Genomic DNA, 22,565 nt, shown 5'->3' on the forward strand with positions numbered 1-22,565 from the left:
TCAATCACTAGCTTCGTTAAGGCAAGAATAAACATTCCTACAAAAAAATAACTACCTAGTATTTAACTAGATAGTTATTTTTTAATTCGTTATTTTCTTAGATATCCAGTCTAAAACTGTTTGAATCTGTTGGTCCCAAAAGATCCAGTCATGCGTACCTTTTTCTTCAACCCAACTATAATTAAAACCTAACTCCAGTAATCTCTTTGAGAAATTAAGATTATAATCATATAAAAAATCTTCTGTCCCACAAATTTGAAGAATCTCAGGAACATTAGCTTGTCCTTTAACCTGGTTAATTAAATAAGACAAATCATTTGTACTACCTTCTAATTTTTCTATCGAACCAAATAATCGTTTAAATTCCAAATCACGATTTGCATCATCTTTCCACATTGTGACTAAATCTGTTGCACCAGACAAAGATGCGATACCAACAAATTTATCAGGATAATTTAAGCCCCATTTCAAAGCACCATAACCACCCATAGATAAACCAGCAACAAATGTCTTGTTTTTTTCGAGAGAAATTGGCAACCATCTTGCCACTAAATCAGGAAGCTCTTCCGTCAGAAAAGTCCAATAAGCCCCACCTTCAACCATATCTGTATAAAAACTCCTATGGACTTGTGGCATAACAATAACTAACTGCATATCTGATGCATAACGCACTAGAGCTGTATTATCTATCCATGAGTGATCGTCATCTGATAGTCCATGGAGTAGGTAAAGAACTGGTAAGGGTTCCTTAAATTCTTGCGGTATTATCACTTGAAAAGACATAGCTAAATCTAACGTTTTGGACGTAAAGCGACTAGAAAGAACCGCCATTCCCACCCGCTCCTTTATAAATCTGATTTTTCTCCGACAGAATTCCCTCGGATTAAACTAGTATAAATCAACTCATTTTCAGTCTTCTCACCTTGAATAAGTTCAAGTAACTTGCTAGCTGCGACAGCTCCCCATTTATGTTTAGAATATTCAATAGTTGTTAGACTAGGAACCAAATATTCACTGACTGTTGTATTATCAAATCCAACTAAATCAATTTCCTCACCAATGTTCAATTCAGTTTTAGCAAAATATTTGTACATACCAATCGCCATTTCATCATTTAAAGAAAAGACCGCTACTGGCTCTTGGTACTCTCGGTGAATTTTTTCAGCTGCTAGACGACCGGATTTCTCAGTAAAGTCACCTTCAATAAGCTGATAAGGTGTAGCAGAACGATCTAATTCAATTTGACAAGCTTTCAGACGTTCACGACTATCTTGGGAATCTACGGGTCCAGTCACAATATAAAATGGACGCTCACTTTTATACTTTAAGCAGTCAATCGCCAATGTAGCACCTGCTTTATTATCTAACAATACCTGTCTAATATTTTGATGCTCCAACTCACGATCTAAAACAACAATCTGATGTCCTCTTTTTGCATAACGCATTATTTCTTCATCTGAAAAAGTAGCATCTAAAATAATTGCGCCATCAATCATCCGCTCTGGTAAAAATAAATGTGATTTATCGCCACAGCAAACAATCATTTCATAACCTTTAGCAAATAGTGTATCCATTACCCCTTCTAATAGTTGTCCATAAAAAGACCCACCATAATTAGTTAAATAGACACCAATAATATTTGTTTGTTGACGCTTTAACGTACGTGCTGCCATATTTGGCACATAATGCAGCTCATCTGCAATAGCCCTAATACGATTTCTAGTTGCCTCTGTAACCTTCGGACTGCCATTTAAAGCGTACGAGACCGTTGAAATAGATACTCCTGCTTTTTTTGCAATATCTTTAATACCTACCACTATGTTCCCTACCTTCTATTGGCTAATTTAACTCAATTATACCATCCGTTTTACTATCAAACAATCAATATCGAAACGTTTCTTTTTCTGAAAGACCTTTATTTAGCTTAGCAATAAATATCGATTTTTTGACTTTTCAGCAAAGCAGCTTTAAGCACATCATTAGCTACCTTAATCCCACCATCTCGATAGCGGTTCGTTTCTATTTCACTTGGTAACAACTCACCATTAACTTTAATTCCTTTTACTTCTTGTTGTCCCACATGGTAGTGAATTTCAACAGGAACACCTAAACACTCATACTTAAAGATCAATCCATCTAGTTCCTTCGTTAGAATAGGATCAAAGATTAGATGGTCAGACTCCTTACGAATTCCTAAACCATTTGATATCAATTGATTCATATATATTCCTGGTCCACTAGAATAAATTCTCCAGCCACCTTTAACCGTGACATCACCTGTCTTCAATTCCGAAAAGTGTTCTTGAGCTGCATAACGCGTTTTAAAGTTTCCATCAGAACTACTGAAATAAGCGTTACTTTGACGTCTTTCAGCATTGGCTACCACATCCGTAATTTGAACCGGATTAATAACAGAAAAGCCACGCCAAACTTCATCTGCTTTCCCTAATTTTGCCATCGCTTCAGTAAAACGAATATGCGCATGCACGTATTGTAATCCCACTTCGCGCCCAAAGTTTGCAGCTTGTTCTGCTCGCTTAAAGTTCGTGCTTACACCACCTTGATAGGTTGCAGGACGGTTCATCAAACGCACGCCATCTGGATGATAAAGCTCTTGGCGAATCAATTGATAATGAGCTTCTGCTTCTTCTGGCGTTAACAACTCACCAATCATGCTTCGAGTCATTGGCAATAAACGATATTGGATTCCAGTTTTCGTATCAGTTGGATGAATCATTAGTTCCACATGCTCTGGATCTTCCATATAGACAAAGCCAGGAATTACGTCTGTTTGAAGCATATATTTTTTGAAATCTTTTTCAATTCCAGTAACTAATTCAGCAATTTCCAGTGAAAATTCTGGTGCTTTTCCAGCCAAAACTTCAGTTAATTGTTTTAATGTTTGATAAGTTAAGGCTACTGTCCAGCTACTTGCCATATTCTTTTTCAAGCGACTATCGTAAGGTTGCAGCGTATCATCCCAATCACCATCGCCATAGCAAGATAAATAAGTTCCCGCCAAGAAATTGCCTTTAATATAGTCGATTTCTTTTCTTAAATGCTCTAGTAATGAAACTGTCATAGTAGTCTTTTTAAAAGTATTTCGATCTGTATAAGGAATTTGGCTTTCTAGTAATGAATAATCACCCGTACGTTTCAAATAATCTCCAACTACTTTTAACGGCCAGACAATCACATCACCGTGGCTTTCTTCGGCCTTAATTTGATCATATTTATCAAACATAAACCATTGTGGCCAATTCCCGTCATTTTCAAATTGATTGGCAAATAATGTTTGAATAATATCTCGAACAATTTCGGCCTTATCCGTAGCAAAGAAATATTCAACAGGACCTTGAGAAACATCTCTGGTCCCCCAAGCCGCTCCACCGTATTGCTCTAACCCATGAGGCATCAAATAATGGACCAACATGTTGTGTGTATACCACCATGCTAAAGTGTTTAAGCGACTCATTTCTGTTTGAATGTCTTTATTTTCATGAGTTAATTTAAATTGATTCATGATTTTTTCAAAATATTGGTTATATTTGTTCACTTCTGTTGCAAAGTCACGCTGAGCGAATTGAAACCCATTTCCTTGTGTTTTCCCTTGTATCGTTAAATCAAACTCTGCTGTTTCTGCTAGCGCAATTACGACAAGTGGATATGCGCTATCTAACTGGCTTTCCACTAACAAATGGTCATCTGCTACAATAAAATCAGCCTTGTCTATCTGCATATAATAAGCTAAATTAGGATAATTCTTTGCCATTGTTGATTGATTATCTGGTGTAAAAGTTAACGTATTTCCATCTTTTTCCATATTAAAAGGCACATTATATTCATTTTCATTCATTGTAATTTGATTCGTCACAATAAATTTATATGCATGACCTGACTGACTTCTTACTTCTAATTTAAGTTCCGCATCTGCTACGGTTGTATAATTTGTGATAATTAGCATGTCATCTGCCAATTTATAATACCATTTTGCATAATTGAAACTCATTTCAAATGCAGAAGGCATGGTTAACAAATGATAGCTTCCATTTAATTCAATATAAATCCTCTGCCCAGATGTTTTCATAACATTCAGTGCATTTCGAGCATTACTCATTAATTTATTCATAGAAGTATTTCCTAAAACTACTTGAGCGTTAAATAAACCATACATATAGGAAGTCGTCGTAATAATTTCATCAGAGATTGTTAAATGCTCTCCGCTTAATAAAATATGACCATGGGCCCGTTCCATTTGTAATTCTTTTTCTTTTAGAACAATATGCGCTTCGCGATCTGTAAAGAATGATAAAAGCTGTTCCCCATCATATTCCTCTGCTTGACGACTCGGAAAAAGATGCGTAATCTCAGTTTTTGTTAAGGATTCTGTTTGAACGGGTTCACCAAAATTAACTGCTCTTTTAACTGTTTCCTGTAAAATAAACTCGCTAGAATCTTTTTCTTTCAACTCTTGCCAAGCTTGTTGAATTTTTTCTTGATATTCAACCTTTGTGATAGCTAAAGGATGATTTTCCGCAGCAAATCCATAAAACACAAATGTCGCTTTCCCATTAAGCTCCACTTGTTCTGATTGCAAAGCTGTATAAGCCATTTCATATTGATAGATTTCATTTGCTAGATTTTCTTGCGTTAAAGCAAATGGGCTGTTGGTTTCTTTATAGGACAAACCATAAAATTGGAAGCCATCAGTAGAGTATCCATTATTTTTTGTTAAGCTTCCTTGTTGGAAATAAGGAAATTGGTTATCTGATTGAAGTTGATTTTGTCTTGAACAAACGGTAAAACCAGTCTCTTCATCTTTAAAAACGGTATGATCAATATATTGGCCAACATAGGCCTCATTAGATTGCAAAGCTCCAATGCCTGCTAACCCAACATCTTGACCATAAATCACATCTACTTCGACTTGATTTCCTTGTAAATGAACTTCCCAAAACCAACAATCATCTTCAGTTAAGCTAAAAATAACTTCATACTCAACTCCACCGGCTATGCCCGTCCATTTTAATTGATTATCCCCTTGATAAAGAGCACTTTGAGATTGAACACCGACTAAAGGAAAGAACTTAATTTTTCCATTCTCTAATTTTCGTAAATAGATATTGTTCAGTGAGCCATCAATCATATTTGTATGGACCTGATTATACATTGTTCCTGCGTGGTTAATTTCATAAATATCGCCACTTTTTAAAAATTGAACTGTTGTTTTTCCAGCTTGAAACTGGATTAAATTTTGTGTTGTTGTCATGATGGACTCCTTTTTTAAATTACTTGATTAACTTAAATCTTGCACTTTGAACTTCAGCACTACTTGGGCCAACCATTACTTCAAATACTCCGCTATCACTACTGAATGAGCAGTCTTGATGTACATAACGTAACTGTTCTTCTGTTACTGTAAAGCTCACTGTTTTTTCAGCACCTGCAGCCAATTCAATTTTTTGATATCCTTTTAACTCTTTAACTGGACGAACGACTTCTCCAACAATATCTCGTAAATACAGTTGCACAATTTCTTTGCCTGTATATTTACCGCTATTTTTGACTGTTACTTCAACTGTTAATGTCTCAGAATCTTTTAATTCAGTAGCTGATAAGGTCATATCTGAATATGAAAATGATGTATAACTTAGTCCAAAGCCAAATGGATAGAGAGCTTCATTTGGACTATCTAAATATTTAGAAACATATTTTTCATCTACTGATCGACCTAATTCTGGGCGTCCTGTATTATCTGGATTATAATAAACTGGAACTTGACCAACGTTGTAAGGAAACGACATACTTAGTTTAGCCGATGGATTGACTGCTCCCATTAAGATATTGGCTAAAGCTGCTCCGCCCTCTGTTCCCGGGAACCATGCTTCAACAATCCCAGCAACTTCTAATTCATGAATATCTAATGGACGACCATTAAATAACGTTACAATAATCGGTTTACCTACTGATTTCAGTTGTGCCAATAGTTCTAATTGAATTTTTGGTAAACGGATATCACTTCGGCTAGCCGCTTCACCACTCATATCTGAATTTTCACCTAAAGCTAAGACGATTACATCTGCTTCTTTAGCGACTACAACTGCAGCATCCATTTCGGCTTGAGTACCACTTAAAATATCACAGCCTTTTGCAATCAATAGTTGTTCAGCAGGTACATGTTGAGCTAGTCCTTCAGCTAATGAAATAGCCTTTTCAGACTCTCCTTGCCAAGCCCATGCTCCTAGAATATCTTTTGACTCTGCTCCCGGACCGATTAAAGCAATTTTTTGATTTTGTTTTAAAGGTAGAACACCTTCATTTTTTAAAAGAACAATCGATTCTTCAGCTGCTTTTCTAGCAAGTGAACGATGCTCTTCGCTCAAGACTACTGCTTTCTCTTTCTCTGCATCTGCCCCACGATAAGGATTTTCAAACAATCCTAAATCATTTTTCAAATTCAAAATGCGAAGTACGGCTTCATCGACTAAAGCTTCTTCAATTTCTCCAGCCTCAATAGAGGCTTCCAAAGTATCCATATAACACATTGTCATCATCTCAATATCAACACTGGCATTTAAAGCTAAAATAGCCGCTTCTTTTTCATCTGCTGCGACTCCATGAGGAACTAATTCTTTCACTGCACCCCAATCAGAGATCAAAACACCATTGAAATCCCACTCGTTGCGTAATAAATCACGCATCAACCATTTATTTGCTGTTGCAGGAACACCATCCACTGTATTAAATGCCGTCATCACTAACTTAGCACCTTCATCTAAAGCGGCTTTGTAGCCTGGCAAATAGGATTCTCTCAATTGTCTTTCTGACATATTCACTGTATTGTACTCTCGACCAGCAATAGGTGCGCCATAAGCAGCAAAATGCTTCACACAGGCAGCAACTCGTTCAAAATCATTTTTCAAATCCGTTCCTTGATAGCCGCGCACAAAAGCTTTTGCTAATTCAGCATTTAGAAAAGCATCCTCTCCAGTGGACTCCATAACACGACCCCAACGCGGATCACGTACTAGATCAACCATTGGTGAAAAAGTAACATGCAAACCTGATACTGCTGATTCTAAAGCAGCAATTCGAGCCGTTTCTTCTGCTAATTCAGTATTCCAAGAACTCCCTAAAGCTAGCGGAATCGGGAAAATAGTTTTATAGCCATGAATCACATCAGCCATAAAAATTAACGGAATACCTAAGCGATTTTTTTCTAAATAACTTTTTTGCGTCCGAATAACATCTTCTGCGCCAGAAATCCCTAAAACGGTTCCAGCATTTTCAATCATCTTTTCAGTTAAGCCCATTTCTTCAATCGGCCCAGTCACTGCATCTAAATCAATATAAAAACCAGCTGCTAATTGCAACAACTGAGTCACTTTTTCTTCTCGAGTCATCTGACTTAATAAACCTTCTAATTCTGCTGTTTGCATGGGTGGTTCCTCCAAATTTTGATTTTTAAAAGCACCCTCTTCTTGTAAAGAAAGAGTTAGTTCCCCCAACTTTGACATAGAAAAGGATGCTGATACTAAAAACTAACTGATTATAAACTTATTTCAATCCTGAAACATTAAAGCCTTGTAAAATATACTTTTGGAACATCATAAAGATAATAATGATTGGAATAACCATGAAGGTTGATCCCGCCATTTGTAAGGCATAATCGTTGCCGTGTTGACCTTTTAATAATGATAAACCAACAGATAGGGTATAGAATTTTTCATCATTTGCAATAATTAATGGCCACATAAATGAGTTCCAGCCACCAATAAAGGTTAAAATTCCTTGAACAGCTAGAATTGGTTTAGAAATTGGCAAAATAATTCGGGTGAAAATATAAAACTCACTGGCTCCATCTAAACGAGCAGCTTCAATAATTTCATCTGAGATGGTAGACATAAATTGACGGAATAAGAATATCCCGAAAGCACCGACTAAACCAGGTAAGATAATCCCAGCCATAGTATTAGTTAACCCTGCTACATTTAATAATAGGTAAACAGGTATCATCGTTACTTGTCCCGGAATCATCATTGTTGCTAAAACGAGCATAAAATATTTTTCTTTACCTTTAAATTTAAACTTAGCAAAACCATACCCTGCCATCGCATTTAAAAAAAGTCCAAAGAAAGAAAAGCCAGTAATAATTAACGTATTTTTTAGATAAACCGCAAAATTCATATCACGGAATAACTTGATAAAATTGTCAAACGTAAAATTTTTCGGTAAAATACTTGGATTTAATTGCATAATTTCTGGATTTGTTTTAAAGGAAGATAAAATCATCCAAATAAACGGCACAAACGTGATGAAGCCCCAAACCGCTAAGAACAATCCAACAATCAATTTTTGTCTTTTTTGTCTTGCTTGAAAATTTCCCATAGTTTTCTCTCCAATCTAAAAATTTACATTTGATTATCTGCGTCTTTTTTCTGTAATCTAAACTGCAATAGTGTAATAACAATAATCGCAAGAAATAGAATAAATGAACCGGCAGCTGCATAACCAAATTTACTTAATTGGAAACCGTTGCGATAAATAAATAGTGCAACACTGGTTGTACTATCTAATGGTCCACCTTTGGTCATAACAAACGGTTCCTCGAAGAATTGCAACCAACCAATCATGGTTGTAATGGTTACGAAAAAGATTGAAAAGCGCAACATAGGAACAGTTATGAATCGTAATTGATTCCAAGAGCTTGCTCCATCTAACTGAGCAGCTTCATAATATTCTTTCGGAATTCCTTGCAATGCTGCTAGGAAAATAATCATATTAATCCCGATTGAGCGCCATAGAGCCAAGATAACTAATGACACTTTTGCGATAACTGGATCTTGTAACCACGGAATAGGGCCAATATTAATGTAAGCTAACATATGGTTAATTAATCCAATGCTGGGATTGAATAAATAAGTCCATACAACTGCCACTGCTACTACGTTGGTAATTGATGGTGTGTAAAAAACTAACCGCATAAAAGAAAAAAATCGGTTTTGCCCAAAATTAATTAATAAGGCGATTGCTAAAGAACACACAATCACTAATGGCACGCCGAGAACTACATAAAAGGCTGTATTAAAAATGGATTTCAGAAAAATCGGATCACTGACAATGTTTTTATAATTATCAAAGCCAATAAAACTAATTCGAGACCAGTTGGCAAGACCCGCTAAATTAATATCTGTAAAGCTAATAAATAGTGCAATTACAATTGGAATCAATGAAAATAATGCCAATAATATCAATGATGGACCTACAAATAAATAAGGTATTTTTTTATTCAAGAATGCTTTCATAGCTTTTCCCCTTCTTTTAAAATATTCGTTGAAAAGTGTTTAAATCCTTTTCAATTTAGAAATAAGTATTATGAAAAGGTTGTGCTAAATGTGAGTTCACATTTAGCACACCTTTTCTAATTTTGTTCCGAAAGCTTGCTTTTCCTATACTTCACTTCAATAACTACCCTCAACCATAAACCCAATTGATTGTACTTATCTTCTGTGTCGTCTGAAGAAAATAGCTTTCTTCACATCTTGAATTATTTACCTAGAATTGTTTCTGTTTGTTTATTGAATTCTGTCATTTCTTTTTGAGTGTCTGCTCCATTTGCATAAATTTGTTCCCAAACTTTTAAATAAGCTTGGCTAATTTCTTCCCATTCTTTCATCATTGGCATTGGTTCAGAATTTTTCAATTGTTCTCCGAAGACAGCAATTTTTTCGTCTTCTGCTAGAATTGGATCTTCCCAAGCTTTATGTGATGTTGGTAATGAATTTGAATTTTTGAAGAACGTTAATTGATTTTCTGGACGAGCTAAAAACTCAATTAATTTCATGCCATTTTTTTCGTTTTTACTGCTTTCAAACATAGCTAAGTTAGCTCCACCTGTACTAGACATATTATTTTCTTTTTTAGGTAACACTGCTGTTGCCCATTTGCCTTCAATATCGGGTGCATCTTTTGTAATAGCTGTAATCATCCATGGTCCACTAATGAACATCGGCACAATTCCTGTACTACCAAATGTTTGCGATACATCTAAACCTAAATCAGCTTTTGGTGCACTGCCATTTTGAATAAAGCTATCTAAATAATCAACTGCTTCAACAAATGGTTTCTTATCAAATAATGGTTTGCCACTTTTATCAAATAACTCAGAACCGTTTTGACGAGCAAACATAAATGCAGATGTTGGTTCAGCTAAATCTGCTCCAAATCCATACATGTCTTTACCACGAGCGGCTAATTTTGTAGCAGCATCTTGTAACTCTTCCCATGTCGCTGGTGCTTTATCATAACCAACTTCTTTTAATAAATCTGTACGATAGTATAATGCACGGGTTTCTGTATACCAAGGAACTGCATAGTATTTATCATCAAATTTTGTTGTTGTAACTGAACCATCGAAGAAATTATCTGATTTCAATGTATCTTCAGAATCAATGTAAGACGAAATATCTTTTAAGGCACCTGCATCAACAAATTCTGCCATCCATGTTGTTCCCATTTGAACGACATCTGGACCATCGCCAGAAGCTACTGCTGTCAGTAATTTATCATGTGAAGCAGACCATGGAATACTTTGAAGATCAACTTTTACACCGCTTTCTTTTTCAAAGTCATCAATAATTGGTTGGATTTCTTTACTACCATCACCCATATACCAAAAAGTAACTTTTTCAGCTGAATCTTTTTTGCTATCTTCTTTACCTGAGGAACAACCAGCTAATAATCCAATTGATACAAGTGCAATAGAACTTAAAAGAATAATTTTATTCTTCATCTTCATTTCTTCCTACCTCCAAATAATTTTTAGTTTATAGAAACGTTTCGATGGATTTATTATATATTTTTTTGCAATCGTTTGCAAGCTATTTATTTTATTTTTTAAAAACAGCTACATTAGTTCGTTTTTTCACTATCTAGAATACTATGTATCAAACTAAACCTAATTTATAAAACGCTTACTAGAAACGTTTCTACGGTTATTGAGACTGGTATCTTCTTTTAATCAACCACTCTATTTCTATCTGTACTTTTTAGGTTAGAAAAGTTATACTTTTGATAGAGTAGAGTATGAACAAATGAAAGGATGTTTTATCATGACAAATCAAGATGCGACTTATTGGATTAAACAATTGGAGCTTGAAGCCCATCCAGAAGGTGGATACTACAAGCGAATGTTCGAATCAAAAGAACTATTTGAAACTACAGATAAACGGGTACGCCATCATTATTCTAGTATTTATTTTTTATTAAACCAAGCAAGTCCCTCTCATTTTCATCGTCTTAAATCTGATGAAATTTGGTATTATCACACAGGATCGCCTTTAACTGTTCATTTGTTGCATCCTGATGGGCACTATGAAATAATTAAACTTGGCCTTGATTTGGCAAACGGAGAAGTTTTACAAGCTGTTGTTCCTAAGAATGTTATTTTCGGCTCAAGTATTGAAGGAAATGGTGATTTTGCAGTAGTTAGTTGTATGGTTTCACCAGGATTCGATTTTAAAGATTTTGAATTATTTACTCAGGCAGAGCTTCTTTTAGATTATCCTGATCATCAAGAGATTATTGAGAAATTGGCTTATGAAGTCCTTCCCACTCTTTAAAAAAATAAAATTTAGCAAGACAATCTTATTTTCCCGCTTTATAAAAAAACACACGAAATCATTTTTAATTATGATTTCATGTGTTTTTATTAACGTTTCTTATGGAATTATGGAGCGTCTTCTAAGGTCCAGTTCACGCTGCCTTTATACTCACCCACATAATTGGATTTATTCATCTTATAATGTAATCCTTGTTTGTTTCCCCAAGAATTTGATAGATTGATAACTTCATTTATACTATCGCTTTTTCCTTTTTCAAGTAAATATTTCTGCCCATTCATAATTGAATGTATTTCTCCACCTTTATCTGTATAGGTATATTCACCTTGTAAAATTTTAGTACCTTGCTTTAAGTCACTAGGTGTGATGCTCAATTTCCAATTGGCATTTTCTCTATTATCAAAGATGGCCAATTGACCGTCTAGTGTAACAGGTTGTGCTTCAGCACCTATTTTAGCTTTAATTGACATTGATTTTGGCGTTTCTTCAAATTTAAATTCATCTACTTTGCCCGAAATAATCAACACACTGTTTGGATTTTTTTCGGCATCGTCTACACTGACCGTATATAAAATTCCTTTGTAGTAAGGAATCTGTAATTGTATGTCTCTCTTACCTTTGTATAGAACTGTTCCATCAATACTATTTTTAATTGTATATAGATGTTCATCATAAAGTTCTTGAGTTGTATTTCCTTGAAGAACCTTTAAATTGAAATATCCACTATTCAATGGATTAAATGGTTTTATCACGTTGCTAGTACTCGCTATTTTCGTATTACCAGTTAATTCCAACCCCTGAATAAAAGTATTATCATAAGACTTAATTTTTGCATTTTGTAAAAACTCAGGAATATCTGATGAATTATATGTTATTTGGTTATCATTAAAACTAATATTATCCATATCCAAAGGAAAATCAGGTAAGCTTCCGCTTAATTTATTTTGATTTACCCTAATGTCTTTTAAGTTATTTAGTAATCCAAGACTTGTAGGTATCGATCCAGTTAACTGATTATCAACAAGTACTAATGCCTCTAAATTAGTTAAATTGCCTAATGAGGATGGAATACCTCCTTCAAAATTGTTCCCGAAAATGCTTATCGTCCGTAGTTCGGATAAATCTCCTAACTCTGTTGGTAAGCTGCCTTTCAACTGCACATTTCCGATAACAAGGCTTCTTAATTTTTTTAATTTATTAATTGAAGCTGGAATATGCTCTTCTGGATAATTTTTTCCGTAAGAACTTAATATCCATATATTTTCTAAATCAGATTCAAACATATCTATTCCAATTTTTTTAGGAGCTAATTTACTATTGATTGCATCAATTAACCATGTTTGGTTTTCAAAATCTTCATTCGTTACAACCTTGACCTTCTGAATCGGCATTTCCACTTCACTATTGTCAATATATTTATCAGCATTTAATGAATACTTAATTTTAGATTTCACATTTTGACTGGTCACAACTTTTGGACTTACTTCAAAAGAAACAATAAATTTATTATTTTCATTTGTTAGATTTTGCGGTAATTTATAAGTTAATTTGCCTCCTGAAATGATATCATCTACTGATTGACCATTTATAACTAAAGATCCTTTATTGTACGATAAATAATCGTCTAATTCTAAACTAAAAACTGGATTTATAAGATCTTGTTTTCCGCCATTATAAGTTGTTTCATACTCTACTTTAACATTGCCATCTGCAGCAGACGCTCCTGTATTTGTAATATCTTTTCCATCTTTAGTAATCTTCATACTTGAGTCAATATTTACTAAACCTGGAATTTTTTTAAAAGCAACTTTTGATTCTTGAGACTGTGCTCCTGTTGATCCTGTAAATCCCCAATAAACCGAATTGGTTCCAAATACACTTATAGGATCCATTGGAACGCTTACCGTTGATGCATTATCAAAATTGTAGGTTAATCTCTTACCTTGTGGATCCCAATCTACACTAAATGGATGCCACGTACCATTAGAAAGGTAATCACTTGGATAATAAAGTCCCTGATGAACCAAGTAACCAATTTTCCCAATAGTTGTAGTACCATATGAAGACCTATTACCTGGAAAAGAATAGGCAACATGACCCTTATTTTGATTCCCAAGAACATTCTTGTCTAAAGTAGACCCATTGTAATACGTATCAAATTCTATAGCAAAACTATTTTTAATTTGCTCGGTCATAAGACTATCATACTTAGCATAAACGCCTAGTTGATCACCTTTACCTGCTTGAAATCTTTCGGTAGTTCCTTTATCCGCATGCATAACAAATGCCATACCATCTGCTGCCAAAGAAGTTTTATTGCCTAAATAAACATACATCTCTGCGGAGAATGATTTGGTCATATCTATTTTATTCGTTTCTGTTGAAAAAATAGAACCGACTTTATAGTTATCATCATCCGTTACAACTGTTATATTTCCATCAGTATAACTATTCGCTCCGGAAGGTACCCTAAATACATTTGTGATTGGTACACTGCTTGGGGGCAATGAGCTTGCTTTTACTGTTGGGTTTAAAAAAAATACCAATAAAATAATACCCCAAGAGGCTAATAAAATCTGCTTTTTTTTCATAGTATCCACTCCTTTATATTCTAGATTGATCATTAAACAGTAAATAGAACTTTCTTAGATTTGTCTATTGTTTAGTAGTAATCTTGTTTTTATATCTAATTTTTATACTATCTAAATTATGCTTTTTACTCACTTCCCCAAAGTATTTTCTACTGCTTACTGTTCAACTACTATCATTTTAACGTAACGTAACACATAAAATGATATTTCAAATACAAATAATCGTTCATGCATATTCAAAAAATCTCCCCATATCGGATATGTAATAGGAATTATATTTATCCAGTATTCCTTACAAAATCTAGCAAATCTCCTCATTAGATTAATAATTGAGATACTTAAATTTCAAATTCTAATTGTGACAAAGTTTCGAATTTTTACGAAAAAAATTAGGATACACTCTAGTTGCGAGTGTATCCTAATTTCTAAAATTTCTATTTTGTTTTATAGTAATTCCCTGGACTAACATGAATCGTTTTATCACGGATATCAACTTCGTCAACGCAAAGTAAAGAAGAGTAATCATCGATCATCCGATTGCCACTAAAAGTTGACTCTGCAAAAACAGTAATACCGACTAATTCAGCTTCAAATTCTTCAATCAGGCTCTTCATTCCGTTAACAGTTCCGCCACCTTTCATGAAATCATCCACGATTAAGACACGAGAACCACGTTTTAAGCTACGTTTTGATAGTTCCATTTTCTCAACACGCTCAGAAGACCCAGAAACATAATTAATGCTAACAGTTGAACCTTCTGTGATTTTTGAATCACGACGAACAATAACAAAAGGCACATTTAAGTAACTAGAAACGGCTTGGGCAATTGGCACACCTTTTGTAGCAACAGTCATCACCGCATCAATTTTTTGATCCAAATATTGGGTCGCAATAATTTTACCAACTTGACGCAAGATACTAGGCTCACCCAATAAATCTGATAGGTAGACGTAGCCTCCTGGTAATAAACGATCTGGTTCTGATAGACGGATACACATTTCATTGACGAATTCATCTGCTTCTGTTTTAGCAATTTCAGGAATAAATTTAACTCCGCCTGCCGCTCCAGGAACAGTCTCTAAGGTCCCCGTACCACGCTCTTTAAATGTTTTTTTGACAATTGTTAAATCTTCACTGATAGAAGATTTTGCTGAATCAAAGCGATTCGCAAAGTATGTCAAAGAAACTAATTTATGGGGTCTTTCTAATAAATAACGAGTCATGTCGATTAGACGCTCACTTCTTTTTACCTTCAAAATTGTCACCTCTTTATCCTATTTTATCTGCAATTTTTCACTTTTCTTATTATAAGGGTTTTTACCGAAAAAAGGTAGTTATTTCTTTTAATTTTTGCTAAATTGTTCGTTTTTATTATCTTTTTCTCATAAAAAAAGAAGCGAATTTTCGTATTCACTTCTTTTTTTGCTTTTTAAGTTTAGTTTGAAGTATTTTTTTTCTTAAACTTCGCTATTAATTTTCCAATCACACCACTGAAAATAAAAATAACAATAAATATCAGTGTAATCGTAGCCCCAGGTGGTGTTCCAAATTCATAAGAAGTGGTTAGTCCACCAAACATACCAATTAAACCTACAACTACACCCATCAACATAACCCAGTTAAAACTTTTTGATAGTCGCATCGCGATAGCAGCTGGCAAAATCATAATTGCAGAAACTAATAAAGCACCAGCAATTGGCATAATCACAGCAATTGTTACTCCTGTAATAACATTAAATAATAGTGACATTAAACGAGTTGGCAAACCTGCTGTGAAGGCTGTATCTTCATCAAATGTTAGAACATACATTGGTTTTCTAAATAAGAAAAAGAGCGTCACAACAATTGCAAACAATACAGCTAACAAATAAACTTGTTCACGACTAATTGTTACAATTGATCCAAATAAATACTGCTGAACACTTGCCGTTCCACTTCCTTGGTCTAAACTCATCAACACTAACGCAATCGATAAACCTGCTGACATTAGGACAGCAATAGACACTTCTGAATACGTTTTGTATAGACTACGAACATATTCAATCGCAACTGCTGCAATGACAACAACAATCAAAGTTGTCACTGTTGGATTAATATTAACAAACATACCTAGCGCTACCCCAGCTAATGAAATATGCGATAAGGTATCTGCCATTAGCGACTGTCTTCTTAAAACTAAAAAGAGTCCCAATAAAGGCGCAATAACAGCAATTAAGAATGAGGCTTGGAAGGCATGTTGCATGAATTCATGGCGAAACATCTCCATGGCGAATCCTCCTTTCGCACTAACTGAATATGACGATCAGCATAGTCTTTAATATCGTCGTGGTCATGGGTTACCATCAGAATTCCTTTTCCATGAACTTCACTATTATGACGCAATAATTTGTAAAAATCGGCTCTGGCTTCAATATCCATTCCTGTTGTTGGTTCATCTAGTACAAATAAATCAGGATCTGTCGCAAAAATGCGCGCTAAACAAATACGCTGCTTTTGACCACCAGATAATTCTCCCACTTTTCTATCACGCATTTCCCACATACCTACTGATAACAAAGCTCGTCGCACATGTTCATGATCCTCAGGGGTTAGGCGTTTAAACCAGCGGCCTTGTTGGTAACGTCCCGAACGAACCAATTCCAAAACAGTACTTGGAAAACCTGCATTAAAAGAGGCTATTTGTTGGGGAATATAACCAATACTTAATTTTTCTCCATTCACATTAACTGGAGAAATCGTAGCTGTTCCCTTAGCTGGCTTTAATAAACCTAAAACATTTCGTAATAAGGTTGATTTTGCCGCTCCATTTTCACCCGTTAACATCACAAATTCACCAGGATCTACATGAAAAGAAATATTTTCTAGCACGGGCTCTTGTTCATAATAAAAAGTTAAGTCTTTTACTTCTATATAATGCACGTATATATCCCTTCTTTCATCTTTGGTACACTGCTCTATTTAATTGCTTTTTCTAAAGCTTCTAAGTTTTTTTCCATTACCTTGATGTAATCAACACCTTTTTCCTGCTCTTCTTGCGTGATACCTTCAATCGGGCTTAATACTTCTAGCTTGGCTCCTGTTTCATTGGCTACAGTTTTAGCAATTTTTGGAGATGCCGTTTCAGCAAAATAAATAATTTTAATATTGTTTTCTTTAATAAAATCGTTTAATTCAGCTAATTTAGCTGGGCTAGGCTCTTGATCTGGTGATAAACCTGCTATTGCTACTTGTTCTAAATCGTATCGATTAGCCAAATAAGCAAATGCTGCATGTTGAGTGACAAAAGTTCTATTTTCAGCATTTTTCAAGCCCATTTCAAATTTTTCATTTAAAGCAGCTAATTTTTCTTTATAGGCTAAAGCATTTTTTTCATAGGTTTCTTTATTTTTTGTATCGGCTTTGATAATGCCCTCTTTGATTGTATCAACTTGTTTTTGTGCTAAGACAGGATCTAGCCAAATATGTGGATCATGGGCATGAGAATGTCCTTCATGTTCAGCTTCTGTTTCATCATCACTGTGATTTCCCTCTAAAAGATCAATTCCTTGACTAGCATCCACGACTACAGTTTTTTTAGTATCAATATTCGTTAACACACTGCTGACCCAAGTTTCCATTTCTTTACTATTGTAAACAAAAACATCAGAATCTGCAATTTTGGCAATATCTTTTGCACTCGGTTCATAGTCATGTGGCTCAGTACCAGCCTTCATTAAGACCGACACTTCAGCATTATCACCAGCTACATTCTGAGTAAAATCATACATTGGGTAAAAACTTGTAACAATTTGTAATTTAGTGCTATCTTTAGTTGCTTCCTGATTTCCACAACCAACCATTATAAATAGAATGGCTAAACTCGCAATGAGTAAACTGCCTTTTTTTAAAGATTTCATACTTACCTCCTTGAGTATGGTGAGACTTATTATTTTGTTCCTTCTATAAAGAAAGATTTGAATAGTAAAATTTAATTTGAACTTCAAATCGGAACGATTACTATTTGACTCGCATTAAGTAGCTTATCATTATCTGAAACTTACGTCAAGATAAAAAACCGCAAAATAGCATAAGAGAAAAACTCCTTGCTATTTTACGGTTTATATTAGTAAAACAAACTTAATTTAGTGTCCGTTTTAAAAATTCTTTTGTACGTTCTTCTTTTGGATGATTAAAAATTTCTGCTGGTGGACCTTCTTCAACAATCACGCCTTTATCCATAAAAACTACGCGATCGGCTACATCTTTAGCAAAATCCATTTCATGGGTGACAACTAACATTGTTAATCCTAATCCTGCTAGCTCTTTCATGACTTTTAGCACTTCTCCAACCATTTCTGGGTCCAAAGCAGACGTTGGTTCATCAAAAAGTAAAACGTCTGGATCCATCGATAAAGCTCTTGCAATCGCAACACGCTGCTTTTGACCACCTGAAAGTTGACTAGGTTTTGCGTTGATGTATTCTTCCATTCCTACAAGTTGTAGATTTTTACGAGCGACGGTTTCAGCTTGTTCTTTGGTCCGCTTCAAGACTTTTATTTGTCCGACCATACAGTTGTTCAGCACATTATGGTTGTTAAATAAATTAAATTGTTGGAAGACCATCCCTAAATGTTTACGGTATTCGTTGATATCATGGGTGTCTTGCATGATATTTTTCCCTTTATAAAGTATGTCTCCGCCGCTTAGTTTTTCTAGTAAGTTTATGCAACGTAGCAAGGTTGATTTGCCTGAACCAGATGATCCAATCACACATACAACTTCCCCTTTGTTGACTGTAAAATCAATATCCTTTAAGACTTCGTGATTCCCAAAGGATTTCATTAAATGTTGTACTTCTATTACTTTTTCCATTAGATTCGTCCTTTGTTGTTAGTTATTTTGACTATCATTTTCAATTTTAGCTACTTGCATTTGGTTCGCATACATAATGTAATTATCTGGTCCATCTAAACGTCGTTCCACGTAACGTAATATTCTTGTCACGGTAAAAGTCATGACAAAATAAATCACGCAGGCTACAAAAAACGATTCAAAGTAACGGAAGTTATTTCCGGCAATTGATTTTGTTTGGAAGAAGAGCTCTGTTACAGAAATAACATTTAAAACAGAGGTATCTTTGATGTTAATCACAAACTCGTTACCTGTAGCAGGCAAGATGTTACGAAATACTTGCGGCAAAACTACATTGGTCATTGTTTGGATATGATTCATCCCAATTGCTTGTGCCGCTTCAAATTGTCCTTTATCGATAGATACGATTCCACCGCGAACAATCTCAGACATATAGGCGCCGGTATTAATAGACACGATAAAGATAGCTGCCACAATGCGGTCGATATCAATTCCGAAAGCCAGTGCAGATCCATAATAGATAACCATCGCTTGTACAATCATTGGTGTTCCACGGAATATTTCAATATAAACGGATAAAATACCATTAACAATCTTTAGAATAATCCGGTTAATTTTTAGCTCTGGTTTAGGAATCGTCCGAACTACCCCAATTAGTAAACCAATAATTGATCCTAGCACGGTTCCAATCAAAGCGATTAGTAAGGTGACGCCTGCTCCTCTTAAAAACATGGGACCATTTTCTGATATTATTTTTACAATCCACTCAAAACTCATGTTAAACCTCCATTAGTTATAGAACTAGTCTTTCAAATTAGCTGCTGGTTGATTTTTAATTGCAGCTTCCATAATTTCAGCTTGCTCTTCTGGTGAAATTTCAGCCAGAATTTTATTGATTTTAGCAGTTAAAGGGCTACCTTGGACTAAACCTACGGCAATTGCAGTATCCTCATCTGAAGTTTTAAACCCATCTTTAAATTCAACTAATTTGAAATCAGAATTAGCTGACTGAGCGCTGATTCCTTCTGGTAATTCTGAAACGTAACCGTCAATCACACCTGATTGTAACGCCACACGCATGGCAGAAAAATTATCCATTGCTGTTTCTTTTTTAACACCTTTGATTTGGTCAATTACACTATAGTGGAATGTATTTAACTGACCAGTAACTTTTGCTCCTTCAAAATCTTGAATCGAAGTTGCAGACTGAAATTTACTGCCATTTTTCACCACCATAACTAAATTTGATTTATAGTAACTATCTGAAAAATCAATTGATTTTTTACGTTCTTCAGTTGGCGACATTCCTGCCATCACGGCATCAATTTTACCTGATGTTAATGCTGGAATTAAACCATCCCACTCTGTTTTAACAATCACTAATTTTTTTCCAAGTCCATCTGCGACTTTTTGCGCAATTGCCACATCATATCCACCAGCATATTCTTTCGTTCCATCAATTTTCACGCCACCATTTGCATCATCACTTTGAGTCCAGTTAAAAGGTGCATAACCAGCTTCCATTCCAACAGTAAAAGTTTCTGATTCTTTCCCCCCGGCTGCTTTATCTTTTGAGCCACAACCTGTCATAATTACTAATGCAACAAGCAAAATAGACCAACCAAACATACCTCTTTTTTTCATTTCAATCTCCTCTTTCCTTCATTAGATTCTTTATTTACCATTCAAAATACAGTTTAAATACTCCAGAAAAAAACAAAAAACGCCCTAAGTTTTGAGCTTAGGCCGCTGAAATATCGTTACGTAACCCCTTCTCTCATTCGAGATAGCACAACTTAATAAACTGGGTAGCTTATTAAGACAGTTCTGCAGTTATTCGCTACAGACCCAACAAATAATAATGAGGTTATTATTCATTTCGGCACTATTTCCTTCTCCCAGTTTCATCGTTTCCTCAAACTCAACATAGGACTAATAAATAAGTGCGCCTCTACCTCACAATAAAGTGAGGTTGTATTCAATTATATCTTGAAGTTTACAGTAAGGAATCGTGGCTGTCAACCTTCGATTTTTATATCAATAAAATTAGCATAAATCATTTACCCAGTGAATAGATGGTTATTTCTCATTATATTTACTAGCTACCGTCTTTTGAAGAGCTCTAATTTAAAAGGAAGCATGGTTTCTTTTTCATGCTGAGTATACCAAACTTTGTTTATTTCATTCATCAATTTAATGCAGTTTCGCTAGATTAAATTTCTTTCACCGAGTAACATAGCAATAACGTTCCTATCAATGAAAAAATTACTCCCGCTACTAACATTACAAAAATAGTAAAGTTATCTAATAATATCCCACCAATTAAATTCCCAAAAACACCACCAAGCGTCATTGCCACCATTATAATAGCTTGTCCTTTAATTCGGTCAGTAGGTTCCATTAGCTCATTCATATAATAAACGGATGCAGGAATATACAATGCAAAGGATAGTGCTTGTAAAATTTGTCCCAAATAGATAACACCAACACTAGGAGCTAATAGAAAAACCAAGGCTTTGACTGTAAAAAAAATTGCCGATACTTTTAACAATGTGCTTCCTTTTATTTTCCGAACTAAATAAGCAAAACCCATCATAGTTGGCAATTCAACACTAGCAGCTAAAGCTAAGGAGATTCCAAAATCAGTGTCGCTTCCTCCGACATTTTGCATAATTTGAATCAAATAAGTGCTAATAATATTATGAAAAATAAATAAACAACAAACGGAAATTAAAAGCAGATATAAATTATGGTACCGTTTAAAAAAAGTAGTGAGTTCAGCTAATTTAAACGTTTTTTTACTAGGCGAGCTGCAAATACTCAGATCTGGTTCCTCTTTCAAAACCCTTGGCATTTTAAAGCTATAAGCAATCAATAAAATAAACGAGTAGAAAAGTATATATAAATAAGGTAAAACTGCTGGACTAAACCGATTAACAATAAAACCTAAAACAAAGGATATTGCAGCAAAAGATAACGAACCTAGCCCCCTAGCTAAGCCATAATTGATCTTGATTCCCCTATTAATGTACTCAAAAATAAGTGAATTTAATAAAGGCTGAATCGTTAAGACAACTGTTCCAATCAAAATAAATAATAAGGCAATAATTACTTTGTTTACAGGAATCAATACTAATAAGATGGTTAATAAAATAACGATAAATGCTAAAAAACTAATAATTGTTTTTAACATAACGTGCTTTGAACGATCCGCAAAACTTGCAATAACGGGTTGCAATAATGCTGCACAGATATTTGACACAGCTAAAATAACGCCGATTTGTTGTCCTTCAAAGTCTTTGTACAATAGAAAAACGGTTGCAAATCCCATAATAACACAAAAACCCATCCAATACATGCTTTGCAAGAGCCCATATTGAATCGTTAATCGTCGTGCCAAACTCTTTTTCAACACTCTTCATCACTCCCCCAAGTCATTCTGTTTGAATCATACCATTTCTTCTAAAAAATTCCTATAAAACTCACGATTATCTCTCACTAT

General features: G+C 34.7%; 15 protein-coding genes, 1 pseudogene and 1 riboswitch. Of the genes and pseudogenes, 1 reads left to right on the forward strand and 15 read right to left on the reverse strand.

What is annotated here, in order from left to right:
• Positions 1-81: 81 nt before the first annotated feature.
• From MHI00_RS14740 to MHI00_RS14770, 7 genes are all read right to left on the reverse strand, one after another.
• Positions 82-831: an alpha/beta hydrolase gene (locus MHI00_RS14740; protein WP_341114577.1), complete on the reverse strand. Its 750-nt coding sequence runs from the start codon at positions 829-831 to the stop codon at positions 82-84.
• Between the two features lie 14 nt (positions 832-845).
• Positions 846-1,817 carry a LacI family DNA-binding transcriptional regulator gene (locus tag MHI00_RS14745; protein WP_317912959.1) on the reverse strand — a complete coding sequence of 324 codons (972 nt, stop codon included), beginning with the start codon at positions 1,815-1,817 and terminating at the stop codon, positions 846-848.
• Between the two features lie 107 nt (positions 1,818-1,924).
• A complete protein-coding gene (locus MHI00_RS14750) occupies positions 1,925-5,269 on the reverse strand; it encodes a GH36-type glycosyl hydrolase domain-containing protein (protein ID WP_341114583.1) in 3,345 nt (1,114 codons plus the stop codon).
• 19 nt (positions 5,270-5,288) lie between these two features.
• Entirely contained in the window at positions 5,289-7,517 is a 2,229-nt protein-coding gene (locus MHI00_RS14755; protein ID WP_341114584.1) for a glycoside hydrolase family 3 N-terminal domain-containing protein, read from the reverse strand.
• Positions 7,518-7,557: 40 nt separating this feature from the next.
• Positions 7,558-8,388 (reverse strand): carbohydrate ABC transporter permease, encoded by an 831-nt coding sequence (locus tag MHI00_RS14760; protein ID WP_015075419.1) that lies wholly within the window; start codon positions 8,386-8,388, stop codon positions 7,558-7,560.
• 23 nt (positions 8,389-8,411) lie between these two features.
• Positions 8,412-9,305, reverse strand: coding sequence for a carbohydrate ABC transporter permease (locus tag MHI00_RS14765; protein WP_010053934.1), 894 nt, complete (start codon positions 9,303-9,305; stop codon positions 8,412-8,414).
• Positions 9,306-9,547: 242 nt separating this feature from the next.
• On the reverse strand, positions 9,548-10,798 hold the full coding sequence (locus MHI00_RS14770) for a sugar ABC transporter substrate-binding protein (RefSeq protein ID WP_010053933.1): 1,251 nt from the start codon (positions 10,796-10,798) through the stop codon (positions 9,548-9,550).
• A gap of 313 nt (positions 10,799-11,111) precedes the next feature.
• Between MHI00_RS14770 and MHI00_RS14775 the strand changes: the two genes are divergently transcribed.
• On the forward strand, positions 11,112-11,621 hold the full coding sequence (locus tag MHI00_RS14775) for a cupin domain-containing protein (RefSeq protein WP_056999772.1): 510 nt from the start codon (positions 11,112-11,114) through the stop codon (positions 11,619-11,621).
• Between the two features lie 107 nt (positions 11,622-11,728).
• Here the strand turns inward: MHI00_RS14775 and MHI00_RS14780 are convergent, their stop codons facing one another.
• From MHI00_RS14780 to MHI00_RS14815, 8 genes and pseudogenes are all read right to left on the reverse strand, one after another.
• Entirely contained in the window at positions 11,729-14,212 is a 2,484-nt protein-coding gene (locus MHI00_RS14780) for an L-type lectin-domain containing protein (protein WP_341114591.1), read from the reverse strand.
• 434 nt (positions 14,213-14,646) lie between these two features.
• Entirely contained in the window at positions 14,647-15,468 is an 822-nt protein-coding gene (gene purR / locus MHI00_RS14785; protein WP_010053930.1) for a pur operon repressor, read from the reverse strand.
• 179 nt (positions 15,469-15,647) lie between these two features.
• Positions 15,648-16,478 (reverse strand): metal ABC transporter permease, encoded by an 831-nt coding sequence (locus MHI00_RS14790; protein ID WP_035064660.1) that lies wholly within the window; start codon positions 16,476-16,478, stop codon positions 15,648-15,650.
• Entirely contained in the window at positions 16,424-17,131 is a 708-nt protein-coding gene (locus tag MHI00_RS14795; RefSeq protein WP_010053928.1) for a metal ABC transporter ATP-binding protein, read from the reverse strand. Before MHI00_RS14795 ends, MHI00_RS14790 begins: the two co-directional genes overlap by 55 nt.
• A 35-nt stretch (positions 17,132-17,166) precedes the next feature.
• On the reverse strand, positions 17,167-18,108 hold the full coding sequence (locus MHI00_RS14800) for a metal ABC transporter substrate-binding protein (protein ID WP_015075416.1): 942 nt from the start codon (positions 18,106-18,108) through the stop codon (positions 17,167-17,169).
• Positions 18,109-18,328: 220 nt separating this feature from the next.
• Positions 18,329-19,063, reverse strand: a complete 735-nt coding sequence (locus MHI00_RS14805; RefSeq protein ID WP_010053926.1) for an amino acid ABC transporter ATP-binding protein — start codon at positions 19,061-19,063, stop codon at positions 18,329-18,331.
• Positions 19,064-19,081: 18 nt separating this feature from the next.
• Positions 19,082-20,707 (reverse strand): annotated as a pseudogene (locus tag MHI00_RS14810) (ABC transporter permease subunit).
• Between the two features lie 135 nt (positions 20,708-20,842).
• A riboswitch (Lysine riboswitch) is annotated at positions 20,843-21,025 on the reverse strand.
• Positions 21,026-21,275: 250 nt separating this feature from the next.
• Positions 21,276-22,478: an MFS transporter gene (locus MHI00_RS14815; protein ID WP_010053923.1), complete on the reverse strand. Its 1,203-nt coding sequence runs from the start codon at positions 22,476-22,478 to the stop codon at positions 21,276-21,278.
• Between the last annotated feature and the right edge of the window lie 87 nt (positions 22,479-22,565).

This window comes from Carnobacterium sp. FSL E2-0243, assembly GCF_038003605.1.
Lineage (GTDB): Bacteria > Bacillota > Bacilli > Lactobacillales > Carnobacteriaceae > Carnobacterium > Carnobacterium maltaromaticum.

Excerpts from the sequence above, each read along its gene's own strand:
- MHI00_RS14780 (WP_341114591.1), bottom strand. The coding sequence starts at position 14,212 with ATGAAAAAAAAGCAGATTTTATTAGCCTCTTGGGGTATTATTTTATTG.
- MHI00_RS14740 (WP_341114577.1), bottom strand. The coding sequence starts at position 831 with ATGGCGGTTCTTTCTAGTCGCTTTACGTCCAAAACGTTAGATTTAGCT.
- MHI00_RS14765 (WP_010053934.1), bottom strand. The coding sequence starts at position 9,305 with ATGAAAGCATTCTTGAATAAAAAAATACCTTATTTATTTGTAGGTCCA.
- MHI00_RS14800 (WP_015075416.1), bottom strand. The coding sequence starts at position 18,108 with ATGAAATCTTTAAAAAAAGGCAGTTTACTCATTGCGAGTTTAGCCATT.
- MHI00_RS14750 (WP_341114583.1), bottom strand. The coding sequence starts at position 5,269 with ATGACAACAACACAAAATTTAATCCAGTTTCAAGCTGGAAAAACAACA.
- MHI00_RS14755 (WP_341114584.1), bottom strand. The coding sequence starts at position 7,517 with ATGTCAAAGTTGGGGGAACTAACTCTTTCTTTACAAGAAGAGGGTGCT.
- MHI00_RS14805 (WP_010053926.1), bottom strand. The coding sequence starts at position 19,063 with ATGGAAAAAGTAATAGAAGTACAACATTTAATGAAATCCTTTGGGAAT.
- MHI00_RS14790 (WP_035064660.1), bottom strand. The coding sequence starts at position 16,478 with ATGGAGATGTTTCGCCATGAATTCATGCAACATGCCTTCCAAGCCTCA.
- MHI00_RS14770 (WP_010053933.1), bottom strand. The coding sequence starts at position 10,798 with ATGAAGATGAAGAATAAAATTATTCTTTTAAGTTCTATTGCACTTGTA.
- MHI00_RS14775 (WP_056999772.1), top strand. The coding sequence starts at position 11,112 with ATGACAAATCAAGATGCGACTTATTGGATTAAACAATTGGAGCTTGAA.
- MHI00_RS14760 (WP_015075419.1), bottom strand. The coding sequence starts at position 8,388 with ATGGGAAATTTTCAAGCAAGACAAAAAAGACAAAAATTGATTGTTGGA.